General features: G+C 43.3%; 14 protein-coding genes. All 14 read left to right on the top strand.

The features are described from left to right. The first annotated feature begins 96 nt into the window (after positions 1-96). A complete protein-coding gene (locus CE058_RS19185; RefSeq protein ID WP_163144771.1) occupies positions 97-1,134 on the top strand; it encodes a DmpA family aminopeptidase in 1,038 nt (345 codons plus the stop codon). A 210-nt stretch (positions 1,135-1,344) separates the two neighbouring features. After that, a complete protein-coding gene (locus CE058_RS19180) occupies positions 1,345-2,703 on the top strand; it encodes an ethanolamine ammonia-lyase subunit EutB (RefSeq protein WP_163144770.1) in 1,359 nt (452 codons plus the stop codon). A 17-nt stretch (positions 2,704-2,720) separates the two neighbouring features. After that, positions 2,721-3,590, top strand: a complete 870-nt coding sequence (eutC, locus tag CE058_RS19175; RefSeq protein ID WP_163144769.1) for an ethanolamine ammonia-lyase subunit EutC — start codon at positions 2,721-2,723, stop codon at positions 3,588-3,590. Positions 3,591-3,774: 184 nt separating this feature from the next. After that, positions 3,775-5,199 carry a sensor histidine kinase gene (locus CE058_RS19170; RefSeq protein ID WP_048011269.1) on the top strand — a complete coding sequence of 475 codons (1,425 nt, stop codon included), beginning with the start codon at positions 3,775-3,777 and terminating at the stop codon, positions 5,197-5,199. A gap of 2 nt (positions 5,200-5,201) precedes the next feature. Beyond that, entirely contained in the window at positions 5,202-5,774 is a 573-nt protein-coding gene (locus CE058_RS19165; protein ID WP_048011268.1) for an ANTAR domain-containing response regulator, read from the top strand. A 182-nt stretch (positions 5,775-5,956) separates the two neighbouring features. Further along, the gene (eutH, locus tag CE058_RS19160) at positions 5,957-7,216 is read left to right on the top strand and encodes an ethanolamine utilization protein EutH (RefSeq protein ID WP_048011267.1); all 1,260 of its coding nucleotides are present in this window, start codon (positions 5,957-5,959) and stop codon (positions 7,214-7,216) included. Between the two features lie 27 nt (positions 7,217-7,243). Further along, on the top strand, positions 7,244-7,585 hold the full coding sequence (gene eutS, locus CE058_RS19155; RefSeq protein WP_048011266.1) for an ethanolamine utilization microcompartment protein EutS: 342 nt from the start codon (positions 7,244-7,246) through the stop codon (positions 7,583-7,585). A gap of 13 nt (positions 7,586-7,598) precedes the next feature. Continuing rightward, entirely contained in the window at positions 7,599-8,096 is a 498-nt protein-coding gene (locus CE058_RS19150; RefSeq protein ID WP_048011265.1) for a EutP/PduV family microcompartment system protein, read from the top strand. A gap of 165 nt (positions 8,097-8,261) precedes the next feature. Then, a complete protein-coding gene (locus CE058_RS19145) occupies positions 8,262-9,710 on the top strand; it encodes an ethanolamine ammonia-lyase reactivating factor EutA (RefSeq protein WP_048011264.1) in 1,449 nt (482 codons plus the stop codon). Positions 9,711-9,727: 17 nt separating this feature from the next. Continuing rightward, the gene (locus tag CE058_RS19140; protein WP_163144768.1) at positions 9,728-11,092 is read left to right on the top strand and encodes an ethanolamine ammonia-lyase subunit EutB; all 1,365 of its coding nucleotides are present in this window, start codon (positions 9,728-9,730) and stop codon (positions 11,090-11,092) included. A gap of 12 nt (positions 11,093-11,104) precedes the next feature. Then, on the top strand, positions 11,105-12,121 hold the full coding sequence (gene eutC, locus CE058_RS19135) for an ethanolamine ammonia-lyase subunit EutC (protein WP_163144767.1): 1,017 nt from the start codon (positions 11,105-11,107) through the stop codon (positions 12,119-12,121). Between the two features lie 12 nt (positions 12,122-12,133). Beyond that, entirely contained in the window at positions 12,134-12,787 is a 654-nt protein-coding gene (eutL, locus tag CE058_RS19130) for an ethanolamine utilization microcompartment protein EutL (protein ID WP_048011261.1), read from the top strand. Between the two features lie 35 nt (positions 12,788-12,822). Then, positions 12,823-14,352, top strand: coding sequence for an acetaldehyde dehydrogenase (acetylating) (locus tag CE058_RS19125; protein WP_053071394.1), 1,530 nt, complete (start codon positions 12,823-12,825; stop codon positions 14,350-14,352). A 16-nt stretch (positions 14,353-14,368) separates the two neighbouring features. Continuing rightward, positions 14,369-14,662 (top strand): BMC domain-containing protein, encoded by a 294-nt coding sequence (locus CE058_RS19120; protein ID WP_026582312.1) that lies wholly within the window; start codon positions 14,369-14,371, stop codon positions 14,660-14,662. Positions 14,663-14,677 lie beyond the last annotated feature (15 nt).

Below are 14,677 nucleotides of genomic sequence, written 5' to 3'. Positions count from 1 at the left end.
AATTCCTCCCACAATGGTGTAAAATGATTAGGTAATCTAAATATTTTACTATTATAAAGGAAAACAAAGGGAAATTCTATTTTAAGGAGCGCCAAGATGAAGATTAGAGAAAGAGGAGTAACAATTGGAACACTGAGACCTGGAAAAAAGAATTGCATTACAGATATAGATGGAGTCATGGCAGGCCATATCACTCTGGACTATCCTCTGGATGATGACCAATATGTCTGTACGGGTGTAACGGCCGTTGTGCCGCATGGAGGAAATCTCTTTCGTGAAAAAGTCCCGGCAGCCTCTTATGTCATCAATGGCTTTGGTAAAACGACGGGTCTGGTGCAGGTGGAAGAACTGGGTGTGATTGAATCTCCGATTATGCTGACAAATACATTTGGGGTGCCGTCAGTCACACAGGGAACGCTGGAATACCTGCTAAAAACCACGCCGGAAATTGGAGACACAACCGGAACTGTTAATATCGTCACAGGGGAATGCAACGACGGATATTTAAATTCCATTCGGACACTCTCTGTAAAACCGGAACATGCAATAGAAGCCATTCAAAATGCCAAACCGGAAAAGGTGGAAGAAGGTGCGGTCGGAGCTGGTACAGGCATGGTGTGTTTTGGGTATAAAGGCGGCGTGGGTGCTTCTTCACGGGTAATCACTGAGGAACAAAGCACAAATGAATACAAAATCGGATGTCTGGTTGTAACCAACTTCGGCAATAGAGACGAATTTCCATTCATTAAATACGGACTGTCAGCAATTCCGCCGAAAACAAAAGACACGCCTGATGGCTCCATTATGATTATCCTGGCTACAGACGCACCTGTCAGTGATAGGCAGCTGAAAAGGCTCGCGAAGAGATGCGGCATAGGCCTAGGACGAACAGGAAGCCATTTCAGCAACGGCAGCGGTGATATTGTTATCGCTTTTTCCACCGCAAACAAGAGCATTCATGAAAGCAGCAATATGATCCAAACTGCCTATTTTATCAGAGATGATCATCCCATCATGAATCAGCTTTTTCAAGGTGCGGCCGAGGCTGCGGAGGAAGCGATTCTTAATTCGCTGTCACAGGCAAAGACCACAAATGGGCGGAACGGAAGAGTGGTGGAGGGGATGTTTTCATAAAAAAGTGTAAGATCATATAATCAAAAAAGTCTATCTTTTCAGTTAACTGCTTGGTATAATGATAAGAAAGTGAAAATATCAGGTGAAGACGCCTTAATAGGTAAGCTGTTAATCAGCTTATGCTATTATGGCGTCTTTTTGTTTGGAGCAGCTTGTAATCGCTTTCTTTATCGTTGCAGACTGCTTTTTATACTCGAAGGGAGGCTATTTATGTATAAATGTTCGTTAAAAAATCAAACCTATCAGTTCCGTTCTATTGCGGATGTATTGGCAAAAGCCAGTGAGGAGAAGTCCGGGGATAAAATGGCAGGCATTTCTGCAGGATCATCTATTGAACGAATGGCAGCCAAAGTGGTGTTAAGTGAAATGAAGCTAAAAGAAATTTACGAGAATCCCGTCATTCCGTACGAAAAGGATGAAGTAACACGTATTATCTATGATGACCTAAATCTTTTTATCTATAAAGAAATTGCAAATTGGTCTGTTGGGGAATTGCGAGATTATATTTTGTCACACCAAACACGGACATCGGATTTGTTCAGAATCAGCAAAGGCCTGACAAGTGAAATGATTTCTGCTGCAGCAAAGCTTATGTCGAGCATTGATTTGGTGATGGCTTCACAGAAAATCCGGCCGACTGCCCATTGCAACACAACGATAGGCGAAGCCGGGCGCCTGGCATTCAGGTGCCAGCCCAACCATCCCATTGACCATCCCGAGGGAATTCTTGCCTCCATGAAAGAAGGGCTTTCCTATGGATCCGGGGATGCTGTTATAGGTGTGAACCCTAACAATGATTCTGTTGAATCTGTATCGAGAATTCTTCATATGACTCATGATTTTATACAAAAGTGGGAAATTCCAACACAGAACTGTGTGCTTGCTCACATCACAACACAAATGCAGGCTCTCAAAAAAGGTGCTCCAATCGCTTTAATGTTCCAGAGTCTTGCAGGTACACAGGCTGCAAATGAAGACTTTGGGGTTTCAAAAGAGATCCTGGATGAAGCGTTTCAGCTGATGGCTAAGCATGGCACCTCAACTGGCCCTAATCAGCTTTATTTCGAAACTGGCCAGGGATCTGAAGTTTCTCTGGATGCCCACCTTGGCATTGATATGCAGACACTCGAAGCACGAACCTATGGATATGCCCGTCATTGGAAGCCGTTCATGGTTAATAATGTTTCAGGTTTTATCGGTCCTGAGACCATTTACGACGGAAAACAAGTTATCCGTGCAGACTTGGAAGACCTTTTTATGGGGAAAATTCATGGGCTTCCAATGGGGATTGCTCCTACTTATACCAATCATATGCAGGCAGATCAAAATGACCAGGAAATCGCCGGTATGCTTACCGCACTTGCAGGAGCAAATTTTTATATGGGCGTGCCTGGAGGAGACGATGTCATGCTAAGTTACCAGGATACCAGCTATCATGATGATGCCAGCTTAAGAGAAATGCTGGGGCTTCGTCCTCTTCGTGAATTCGAGATATGGCTTGAGAATATGGGCTTAATGGAGAATGGAAGATTGACAGAACGAGCGGGAGATCTATCCATTTTTAAATAGGAAAGGGGGAGCATTTAGTGGATATTCAGACAATTGTAAAACAGGTAATGGAAGAACTTCAGAAAGAAGGACAAATAAAAAGCGGAGATAAACCAGCAAACGATGCCGTACATACAAAGGAATCCAGTGTCCGCACTATCATTTACGAAAAAGTGAAACAATCAGGTGTAGATCTGCCGGCCGATCTGCAAGAGATAGAGAAGGTACAAGCCATCACACCTGCGAGAATTGGGATTGGGCGGACAGGAACACGAATGAAAACAAGGAATTACCTCGATTTCAGAATAGATCACGCGGCAGCCCAGGACGCCGTTTTTAAAGACGTCTCTGAGAAATTACTGAACGAATTAAAGCTGCCGGTGCTTCATTCAAAATCTGAAACGATGGATCAATACTTAATGGACCTGGACAGCGGCAGAAAGCTCCTTGATTCATCCAGGCAATGGGCAGAAGAAAATCTTCCAAAAAATAAACAAGTGCAAATCATTGTATCGGATGGACTGAGTTCAACAGGTGTTGAGGCAAATATAAGAGATTTGCTTCCTGCACTGGCCCAGGGGCTTAAATCAAAAAATATTTCACTTGGAGAACCTGTCTTTATTAAGCGGAGCAGGGTTTGGATTCAAGATGATCTTGCTTCTATTGTGAATTGTGATTGTGTCATTTCACTTATCGGAGAACGCCCTGGATTGGCAACTGCTAAAAGCATTAGTGCCTACCTGATCTATCAGCCAAATGAGAATACAGTTGAAGCCGATCGCACGGTAATCAGCAATATTCATGAAGGGGGGGTTCCCCCGGTTGAAGCAGGAGCCCATCTGGCAGATTTAATAGAGGAGATATTAAAACACAAAGCAAGCGGTGTAAAATTATCTCAGCTCAAATAGTTGAAGAAGGCAGCAGGAATGAACTTTTCTCATGGCTGCCTCTTTTCAATATCCAGTATAATCTCAAAACTGAATCAAATTCCCTATCAAACTATTAAAAAGCATGTTGACAATCTACTATATTCCCTATAATATTTTTATATATTCTGACATTTCCAACTATAGATTCGGGAGAACACACCCTATGACAAACCTCTCAGCAGAAGAGCTATGCACTCTTCATACAAGTCTATCAAAAATAGATGTCAAAAAAATTAAAGAGGTCTCTGCCAATCTTTCATTAATCGCAGACCTGAACCAGGCAAATGTTTTTGTAGACTGTCTTACTAAAGAAGGAAAACATGCGATTGTGGTTGCTGAAGCAGCCCCAAGTACCGCTAATTCTGTTTACCAGAAGCCAGTCGCAGGCAAGTTCGCTTATGAAGCATTTGAACCCGCCGTTTTGTATACCCTGAGGACCGGGAAAAATATGTTTCTCAATCGGGCACTGACCCAGGAAGGCAAGACGGTTGAACAAAGTGTTGTGCCGATTATGGGATTGGAGGATCGGGTCATAGGTGCACTGATTATGGAAAAGGACATCAGTGAGAAGCTTCAGCGGCAGCGGAAATTGGAAGCGTTATCAGAAGCAACAAAAACTTTAAGCGGGATACTCATTGGAATGGCAGAAGATCGGCCGATTATTCCAGAGGTGATTGAGGAAGCATTGTTCTTTATTGATCATGAAAATAAGGTAGTCTATAACAATCCATCGGCTACGAATCTCATTCATGAAATCGGGAAGGAAGATTGCAGGCCGGGCATTCCTCTTATTGATTGCTTTCCATGCATTCAAAAGATATTGAACGAACCGGAAGAACTTCTTGTTAGAGAACTGAAAATGATGAATAAGGTTTTCCGCGTAAAAAAAATTCGTCTTCAAGTAGAAGGTAAATCGAATGGAGCCTTTATCATCCTTAAAGATCTGACTGAACTCAGGGAAAAAGAACGCGAAATTGCCGTTAAATCTGTTGCCATACGGGAAATCCATCACCGAGTAAAAAATAACCTGCAGACAGTTGCCAGCCTTTTGAGGCTTCAGATGAGAAGGGGTGTGCCGGAAGAAAGCAAGGTGCACTTCGTGGAAAGCCTAAACCGCATCTCAAGTATTGCTTCGGTGTATGAAATTATTCTTTCAAGCTCAAGTGTGGATGAAGTGGATATTTACAGCTTAATAGAGAAAATTGGCAATATGCTCGTCCATGAAGCAAAACACGAGCAAAAAAAGATACATATTCAATACAGGGGACCAAAACTTTTGATCGACTCTGAAAAAGCGGTTTCTCTGTCTCTGGTCATCAATGAACTTATACAGAATTGTGTAAAGCACGCATTTAAACATATGCATGAAGGGATAGTCGATGTCTGTTTTGAATATTCCAATGATGAAATCAAGGTTGAAGTCATTGATAACGGTGAAGGGTATTCCCCGGAAGCAAAACCTTCTCTAGGCTTGGATATTGTGAAAATGATGGTCGAGCACGATCTATCCGGCCATTTTTTAATCGAACGGGCTGAAACAGGGACCATTGCAGCTGTGCAATTTCCCTTTGAAAGGAAGGCGGAATAGCCGTGAAAAAAAGAATTATGGTTGTGGAGGATGAATCAATTTTCCGCATGGACTTAAGCTTGATGCTAAAGGATGCCGGCTACGAAGTAGTTGCAGAGGCAGGCGATGGTGAAAGGGCAGTTGAGCTTGCTTTTTCTTTAAAACCTGATTTAATTCTTATGGATATCAAGATGCCTAATCTCAATGGACTTAAAGCAAGTGAAATCATTTCCAATAAAATCAATACGCCCATCCTGCTCCTTACAGCATATAGTCAGCGGGAATATATCGATAAAGCCAAAAAGGCAAATATACTCGGCTACCTTGTTAAGCCGGTTAATGAAGCCAGTCTTATTCCAGCGGTTGAGATCGCGCTCAGACAGGCAGAGAATGCCAAGGCAATCCGGGAACAAGTGGAAACCATGAATCAGAAGTTAAACGATAGAAAAATAGTGGAAAAAGCAAAAGGCATTTTAATGCAAAAGTTTAATATGCCGGAAGAAGATGCCTTTAGGAAAATGCGTAAGATCAGCATGAATAAACAGGTTACACTGGAAAATGTGGCAAAGCGTATAATTGTAAAATATAACGCTTAATATTCTTTTACAAGTGGATAGAACGGGCAAAGGTGCCATGCGTCTGCAAATAGCTGACGTACGGCACCTTTTTGTCTTTTTACTTATTCTTATACTATCGAACTCCTATTTTTATCCTATTTTCTTGTAAAAAAGCTGCAGGATTCCGTTAACATATAAAAACTTTTAGGGAGGGATCTATGATGGAAATGGTAGGTAAAATTGTTATTTACATTATCATGGCTTGTGCCGTAGCTGGGGCGTTTGCTGCCATCCGCAACAGTGATGAAGGATTAGGAAAACAATTTATGGAGGGGCTTCATGCAGTCGGCCATATCTTTGTTCCGGCTGCCGGCATAATGGCATCCATTCCGTATTTATCGTGGTTTATTGATAAGGTCTGCGGTCCATTTTTTGCTGCGATCGGGGCAGATCCTGCCATAGCTGCAACTGCCATATTGGCAACCGATATGGGCGGCTACCAGTTAGCTGAAGTGTTAAAGCAAACACAGGAAGGCTGGATCATGGCGATGATTGTCGGTTTTATGGCGGGTGCAACCATTGTTTTCTCCATACCGATGGGCCTGGCTATGCTTGATAAGAGAGACCATAAATATATGGCTCTTGGTGTGATGTCAGGCGTTCTGACCATTCCAATCGGCGCTTTCATTTCAAGTGTGATTATTGCGGTTTCAAGCTCAAGTTTCAGGGATTTCATTTCCACGTCAGGGGAGGCAAAATATCAGTTCGCACTCGGATTAGGACAAATTTTATTGAATTTAAGTCCGCTTTTAATCTTTGTAGTGTTGATTGCACTGGGTTTATATTTCCTGCCCGATTTAATGATCAATGGGTTTATGTGGTTTGGACGTATTTTAGATGCGGGCATTAAGCTTGTTTTAGTCTTTTCCATCGTGGAAATTTTTACCGGATTGTTCTCAACTGTATTTGGAGGCTGGGGCTTCCACCCTATCATGGCGGATTCGGAGGATCAATTCCGGGCACTTGAGACTGCAGGTTATATTGGGATCATGCTTGCCGGTGCATTTCCGATGGTTTATCTTCTCCAAAAGTATGCCGGCGGACCGCTGGAGGCTCTAGGCCGTAAAGTCGGGTTAAGCAAGGAAGGCAGCGCAGGGATAGTTGCTACAATAGCGAACATCCTTGCCATGTTTAAATTGGTCAGAACAATGCCGCCTAAAGATAAAGTCATTAATATTTCCTTTGCAGTCTGTGCGGCCTTTTTGCTTGGCGATCATTTATCTTTTACAGCAAATTTCCAGCCTACATTAATTCTGCCTATTATAGCCGGAAAAATTTCTGCTGGAGTCATAGGGATTGGATTAGCGTACTGGTTATCTGTACCAAAAGCTCTGGAATTGGAGAAAAAAGACCGCGAAGCTGGCATTATCGGAAAAGATGAATATTTAACGAAAGAAGAAAAAGTAAAAAAAGCAATCTAAGCAGCAGTCACCTGGGAGGCCAAAGCAATGAATGAGGAAAAACAACGATTTATACAGGAATTTGTGCCGGGAAAGCAAGTAACACTCAGCCATTTAATCGCAAATCCTGATCCGGATATGTTTGAAAAACTGGGGATCCAGCAGGCAGGAGCGTTGGGGATTTTAACACTGACACCAAGTGAAACGGTTATTATTGCAGGAGATTTGGCGACAAAAGCTGCAGACGTGCAGATCGGGTTCCTGGACCGGTTCACTGGCAGTCTTGTCATTGTAGGAACCGTATCGGCTGTGCAAATGGCCATGGAGGAAATCAACCGCTTTTTATCTGAAACACTGAGGTACACTCCTTCGGAAATAACTAAATCATAAGGAGCTGTATAGAATGTCCAAAATGAACAGAGCAATGCTAATCGGTTCAATCGGGGCTGGAAAGTCGACTCTAACAAATGCCCTTCTAGGCCGCAAAGCGGAAGCGGTTAAAACACAGGCACTGAACTATTATGACTGGATTGTGGATACACCGGGGGAATACACAGAAAATCCATTTTTCTATAAAAATATCATGGCAACGGCACTCGAAGTGACCCATGTACTATATTTGCAGGATTCTACAAAGCGGAAAACTATTTTTCCGCCAGGTTTCAGCAATGGGTTTAATAAGCTTGCAATTGGAGTCGTGACAAAAAGCGATTCTGATCAATCGGATGTAAACTCGGCAATCAGGCAGCTTAGAATTGCAGTCCCAAATGGACCTATTGTGATTACCTCCTCTATTTCCGGAAAAGGAATAGAAGAAATACGCTGCCTGGTGAAATGCCATTCTCTTCAAGAAATGAAAGATTATGCTGATTCATTGCCGGATGATGTCGTAATTTTCTGATGAAACCCTTTACAAAGTGACGATAATAGAATATATTCTAATTATACAAAAGAATAAATCAGGCAAAGGCGCCTTGTATGAACAATCAATTAATGGTTGCTTCATATGGGGTGCCTTTTTTTATTTTCTGCATAATAGTTAATTCGTTGCAGTAAGGCGGGGATCATGTTGAAGCGTTACGATGCACAAAAAGAGAATATAATCAGCGCAGGAATTGACATCGGAACGAGTACGACCAAACTCGTCATCAGCAGATTTTCTCTCATGAATATGGCTGGCGGAACCCATATGCCGCGAATAGAAATTATCGAAAAAGAAGTGCTCTACCGTAGTCCGATATACCGGACTCCTCTTCTGACTGCGTCATCTATCGATATTGAAGCTGTAGAGAGGCTTGTCAGAGAGGAGTACATGAATGCGGGAATCGAGCCGGGTGATATTAAAACAGGTGCTGTCATTATTACCGGAGAAACGGCGACAAAACAGAATGCCGAAGAAATGGTCCACTATTTATCTGACCATGCAGGGGATTTTCTTGTCGCAACTGCCGGTCCTGATTTAGAAGGAATTATTGCTGCAAAAGGTTCAGGAGCTTATGAATTATCCAAGAGGACTGGAAAAACTGTGGCTAATATTGATGTTGGCGGAGGCACTGCCAACGCTGCAGTTTATCGTTCAGGAAGGCTCTGCGGGACATGCACTCTCCATATCGGCGGCAGACTGATTGAATTTACAGACGGCAAAATAAAAAGTATTTCTCCTCCTGTTCAAACAATCCTTCGGCAATGGGGGGCTGATTTAAAAAGAGGGGACAGCAGAAATCACCCTATCATCGGAAAGCTGACGGACTACATGGCAGAAGTAATTGGGCGAATGCTAAGGAAGGATCTTTATCAGGAGGATTTGCCTCTGCTTCTGGGACATGATCCAAATTGGATAGAGGAGATAGATTACATCATGTTTTCAGGCGGGATCAGTGAATGCCTGTACCAATTTGAAAACGCTGAATCCTCTCCTGCTCAGTATGACGATATTGGTAAAATGCTGGCACAGTCATTACGAAATTGCCGTGATCTAGCCTCCTTTAAATGGGTGGAACCGGATGAAACGGTCAGGGCAACAGTTCTCGGAGCAGGTACACAAACGACTGAAATCAGCGGGTCAACCATCCATGCTGAAGGCCATGAACTGCCAATTCGCAATTTGCCAGTCTATCAGATCCGGTTTGATAACAATCTGGAAAAAGGTCTCCACCAGATTCAAGAGGCAGTAAAAAAGGCGGTGGAAATTTATGATTCTCAGCAGGAGGGACAAAATTTCGCCCTGTATTTAACGGCACTGCCCTATTTGAGCTTTCGAGATATCCAGGAGCTATCTTTAGCCCTGCTGAAATCCATACAAGCAAAGCCGAAACCAGAACAGCCGCTTGTTGTCGTTTTAGAAAGCGACCACGCTAAAGTCCTTGGCCAGACAATTAAAGCTCAGGAAACAAAGCAAAGTATCGTATGCATCGACCAGATAAAGGCAGAGCATGGCGATTACATAGATATTGGCCACCTGCTTCAAACCAATGTGGTACCTGTTGTCATAAAGACATTGACATTCCATCAGTAAGAAAGGAGGGATTATTTATGAAGCTGCAAACCAATCATTTGGGAAATGTGTATCAGTTTAATAATCTGAAAGATTTATTCGCTAAAGCAAATGAAGAAAAGTCAGGGGACCGCCTCGCGGGAATTGCAGCGGAAACCGTCCAGGAAAGAATCGCAGCAAAATTGGTTCTAAGTCATTTAACTCTATCTGATATCCGCGAAAATCCTATGCTTTCGCCTGAAGAGGATGAGGTTTCGAGAATTATAGAAGGCGGGATGAATGAACCCGTCTATCAGAGCATAAAAAATTGGTCCGTTGCTGAACTTCGTGAATATATCCTGGACGATGACACGACAGGTGAAGATTTAAAAAGAATCAGCAGGGGATTAAACAGTGAAATGATTGCTGCCGCCGCAAAAATCATGTCTAATCTTGATCTTGTTCATGCGGCCAATAAAATCGAAATCCTAACGAAATGCAATATAACGATTGGATATAAAGGAACCCTGGCTTCCCGTCTGCAGCCTAATCATCCAACCGATAATGTGGATGGCATGATCGCTTCTTTAAAAGAAGGTTTATCCTACGGCATAGGGGATGCAGTGATTGGAATTAATCCTGTGGACGATTCGGTTGAGAGTGTAAAGAGGTTGCTCCATGCCACACATTCTTTTATTAAGGACTGGGAAATACCAACACAAAACTGTGTGCTTGCGCATGTAACAGCTCAAATGAAGGCAATCGAACAGGGTGCACCTGCTGATATGATCTTCCAAAGCATAGCTGGAACAGAGGCTGCCAACCGGTCATTCGGAATTACGGTCTCACTGCTTGAGGAAGCAAATGACATGGCAAAAACTCTCGGCACCGGCACCGGGCCTCAGCGTTTATATTTTGAAACGGGCCAAGGTTCAGAGCTTTCCGCTGAAGCCCATTTTGGAATGGATCAGATGACACTTGAATCGAGAAATTACGGCTTTGCCCGGCATTATGACCCTTACATAGTAAATACAGTGGTAGGTTTCATTGGTCCCGAGTATTTGTACAATAATAAACAGGTCATCAGGGCTGGGCTTGAGGACCATTTTATGGGGAAAATGCACGGCATCCCAATGGGTGTTGACATCTGCTACACAAACCATATTAAGGCCGATCAAAATGATATCGAAGACCTTGGCGTGCTGCTGACAGCAGCTGGAGTGAATTTTATTATTGCTGCCCCAATGGGGGATGATTGCATGCTCAATTACCAATCCATGAGCTATCATGACGTTGCCACCCTTAGGCAGACAATGAATAAGCAGCCATCTCCGATATTCAGGGATTGGCTTGAGAAAATGGGAATCTTCGAAAATGGAAAGCTGAGCAAAATCGCAGGCGATCCGACCATTTTTTCACGATAGGAGTTGAAAATAATGAATCCTGAACTGATTGAAAAAGTAACACGCCTAGTGGTGGAAAAACTTCAATCCCAGCATGATGCTGTTGACCAAGCACAATACAGCAGCACAGGAGTGAAGTTTTGGGACCATACTTCTAATCAAAGCAAAGAAAAATCCATGTCGCCAAGCGTGATAGTTGAAACGGACAAACAGGATGCAGGCGAACTTATAAAAATTAAAAGCTATCAGAGAACGAAAGATTCAAAAAAGGCTCCGTCGCATCAATCCAGTCAATTTAAAGTGGACCCCTTTAGTGAAAGGAGCGGGATTGACAATCCTGCTGATCCAGTTGAACTGCAGTCCTTAATCAGCAAAACACCAGCTAGAATCGGGGTGGGAAGAGCAGGTTCAAGACCGAAGACAGACACATGGCTGAAATTCCGCTTCGACCATGCAGCGGCAGTCGATGCTGTCTATGGAGATGTAAATGACGAGCTTATAACCCGTCTCGGACTTTTTAAAGTCAACACAATGGTGAATGAAAAAGAAGTTTACATCCGCAGGCCAGATTATGGCAGAAAGCTATCAGAAGAAGCCAAGAAAATCATTCTAACTAAATGTGAAAAGGAACCGGCTGTTCAAATCATTCTGTCTGACGGACTGAGCTCAAGTGCCATTGAAGAAAATGCAGAGGATGTGTATTTATCCCTTAAGCAATCCCTAAAAAGTTTAGGACTCGATATGGGAACCCCTTTTTATATTGAAAAGGGAAGGGTGGCTGTTATGGATGAAGTAGGGGAGCTTCTGAAACCCAAAGTGGTTGTGTTATTAATAGGCGAACGTCCTGGTCTGGTCAGTGCTGAATCACTGAGTGCCTACCTATGCTATGAACCCCGAAAAGGAACGATTGAAGCTGACCGGATGGTAATTTCCAATATACATAAAGGCGGAATTCCTCCCGCAGAGGCTGGAGCCTATCTCGGGACGGTTATCCAAAAAGTTATTAAATATGAAGCAAGTGGTGTATCGCTGGTAAAAAAAGAAGGGTAGGAGGCGAAAGGAATGGGATTAGAACGCATTCACGCTGATATAGTGGCTGTCAGGGTCATTCCAAATGTGGATCCGGATCTTGCAAAGCAATTTGATCTGAAGCCTCACCATAGAAGTTTGGCGATATTCACCTCTACCGTCGATGATGTGGGATATACAGCACTTGATGAAGCTACTAAAAGAGCAGATGTGGAAGTCGTTTATGCGAGGTCTTTTTATGCCGGTGCCGCTCATGCTTCCGGACCGCTGTCTGGTGAAATGATTGGTATCATCGCCGGACCGTCTCCAGATGAAGTTAAAAGCGGCATGGAAGCTGTTTTCCAGACTGCAGAATCAGACGCTTTTTTTGAAGCACTTGATCAGGAAAAATCTCATGCCATTTACGCACATGTTGTTTCCAGAACAGGCTCCTATTTGTCAAAAGAAGCAGGCATCAATATCGGAGAGCCTATTGCCTATCTGATAGCCCCTCCATTGGAAGCCGTTTATGGACTTGACGCTGCTCTAAAGGCAGCGGATGTGGAAATGGTTAAATTCTTTGGTCCGCCTTCGGAAACCAATTTTGGCGGAGGCCTTTTGACCGGCTCTCAATCAGCCTGCCAGGCAGCTGCTGATGCTTTCCGGGATGCCATTTTGGAAATTTCTCAGAACCCAATTAAATACTAAGTCTTTCAAAATATCCTGAAAGGAGTGTGGGAATCTTGCAATTTGATCATGATCTTCAATCCATGCAGGAAATGCGGAATGCTGTAAAGCTGGCCAAAGAAGCGCAGTTAAAGTATATGGCCTTTACACAGGAGCAGGTCGACGAAATCGTCAAAAAAGCCGCTGATGCTGCTTATGCAAAGTCACTTTATCTTGCCCGGATGGCGGTAGAGGAAACAGGTATGGGCATAGTCGAGCACAAAAAAATAAAAAACGAAGTCGGCTCCAAGGCTGTCTATGAATCAATCAAAGATGAAAAGACAGTGGGCATTATAAGTGAAGACCGTGTAAATAAAGTAACGGACATTGCCTATCCTTACGGTGTCATTGCAGGCATAATTCCAACAACCAACCCTACTTCAACAGCCATATTTAAAGCACTGATTGCTCTAAAAACAAGAAATGCCATTGTTGTGAGCCCTCATCCAAGGGCTGTAAAATGCACAGTTGAAGCGCTGAAAATCGTCAATGATGCAGCCATACAAGCTGGGGCACCTGCAGGGTTGATTGGATGGATCTCAACGCCGTCGATGGGTGCAACAAACGAATTAATAAAGCATCGTGATATCAATCTCATATTAGCAACAGGTGGCGGCGGACTGGTCAGGGCGGCGTACAGTTCAGGCAAGCCAGCATATGGAGTAGGACCCGGAAATGTGCCTTGCTATATTGAAAAGACTGCTAAAGTGGCCCAATCGGTGAAGATGATTATTGACAGTAAATCTTTTGATAATGGAACGATTTGCGCTACTGAACAATCAATCGTCGTTGATCGCAACATCAAAGAAATGACTATGAGAGAGCTCAGGAATAATGGGGCTTATCTATTAAATAAGCATGAAAAAGCTGCGTTGGAAAAAGTCATTTCACCTTCACTTGGAAAGCTGAATCCGGATATCGTCGGTCAAAGTGCTGTTAAAATCGCATCCATGGCGGGGATTCAAGTCCCTGAAGATACGAGGGTATTAATTGCTGAAGAAACTGAAATAGGCAAAGACATACCATTTTCTATTGAAAAATTATCTCCGGTCTTTGCACTTTATACTGCGGAAAGCTTGCAGGAGGCAAAAGACATATGCCTGAAGCTGCTCAATTTGGGCGGAAGAGGACATAGCCTTTCCATCCATACAAATGACGACGCAGTGGCCAGGGATTTTGCCTTGGAAATGCCTGTTTCGAGAATGATGGTTAACACGCTTTCATCCATTGGGGCCGTGGGGGCGACAACCGGTTTGATGCCTTCTCTGACTCTGGGATGCGGTTCATTCGGCGGCAACATTACCTCTGATAATGTAACAGCACGCCACCTGATCAATATTAAAAGAATGGCTTATGGAACGAAAGAAGTCACCATCCCAAAACCGGCAGCATCCTCTTCTATAGATGAAAAAAAACAAGCCGGCAGCTGGGATGTTGATCATATTGTCAGCCAGGTGCTTCAGCAAGTATCGCCGGATGGCAATGTGGATGCAAGCATGATTGCTGAAATGGTCAATCAAGTAATGAAAAAATATCAAACTAACTAATTAGGAGGAAATAAAAATGGCTAGAGAATTAACTGCATTAGGAATGATTGAAACTAAAGGTTTGGTTGCTTCAGTGGAAGCAGCTGATGCCATGGTAAAGGCTGCGAATGTTCATTTAGTTGGTAAGGTGCATGTTGGAGGCGGAATTGTAACGGTTCTTGTCAGGGGAGATGTAGGTGCAGTTAAAGCAGCAACTGATGCGGGTGCTGCAGCAGCACAGCGTGTTGGAGAATTGAAATCTGTTCATGTCATTCCACGTCCTCATAACGAATTGGAAAGCATTCTTCCAAAAATTGATGTTGAGCTTTAATACAAGAATACTACG

It is taken from the genome of Bacillus sp. 22-7, assembly GCF_010628845.1.
GTDB classification, from domain to species: Bacteria; Bacillota; Bacilli; order Bacillales; family Cytobacillaceae; genus Cytobacillus; species Cytobacillus firmus_B.
This window is presented reverse-complemented; position numbering and strand designations above follow the sequence as displayed.

What these genes read in the sequence shown, in the direction of transcription:
- CE058_RS19185 (WP_163144771.1), top strand. Translation starts at nt 97, where the DNA reads ATGAAGATTAGAGAAAGAGGAGTAACAATTGGAACACTGAGACCTGGA.
- CE058_RS19180 (WP_163144770.1), top strand. Translation starts at nt 1,345, where the DNA reads ATGTATAAATGTTCGTTAAAAAATCAAACCTATCAGTTCCGTTCTATT.
- CE058_RS19170 (WP_048011269.1), top strand. Translation starts at nt 3,775, where the DNA reads ATGACAAACCTCTCAGCAGAAGAGCTATGCACTCTTCATACAAGTCTA.
- eutH (WP_048011267.1), top strand. Translation starts at nt 5,957, where the DNA reads ATGGAAATGGTAGGTAAAATTGTTATTTACATTATCATGGCTTGTGCC.
- eutS (WP_048011266.1), top strand. Translation starts at nt 7,244, where the DNA reads ATGAATGAGGAAAAACAACGATTTATACAGGAATTTGTGCCGGGAAAG.
- CE058_RS19150 (WP_048011265.1), top strand. Translation starts at nt 7,599, where the DNA reads ATGTCCAAAATGAACAGAGCAATGCTAATCGGTTCAATCGGGGCTGGA.
- CE058_RS19145 (WP_048011264.1), top strand. Translation starts at nt 8,262, where the DNA reads ATGTTGAAGCGTTACGATGCACAAAAAGAGAATATAATCAGCGCAGGA.
- CE058_RS19140 (WP_163144768.1), top strand. Translation starts at nt 9,728, where the DNA reads ATGAAGCTGCAAACCAATCATTTGGGAAATGTGTATCAGTTTAATAAT.
- eutC (WP_163144767.1), top strand. Translation starts at nt 11,105, where the DNA reads ATGAATCCTGAACTGATTGAAAAAGTAACACGCCTAGTGGTGGAAAAA.
- eutL (WP_048011261.1), top strand. Translation starts at nt 12,134, where the DNA reads ATGGGATTAGAACGCATTCACGCTGATATAGTGGCTGTCAGGGTCATT.
- CE058_RS19120 (WP_026582312.1), top strand. Translation starts at nt 14,369, where the DNA reads ATGGCTAGAGAATTAACTGCATTAGGAATGATTGAAACTAAAGGTTTG.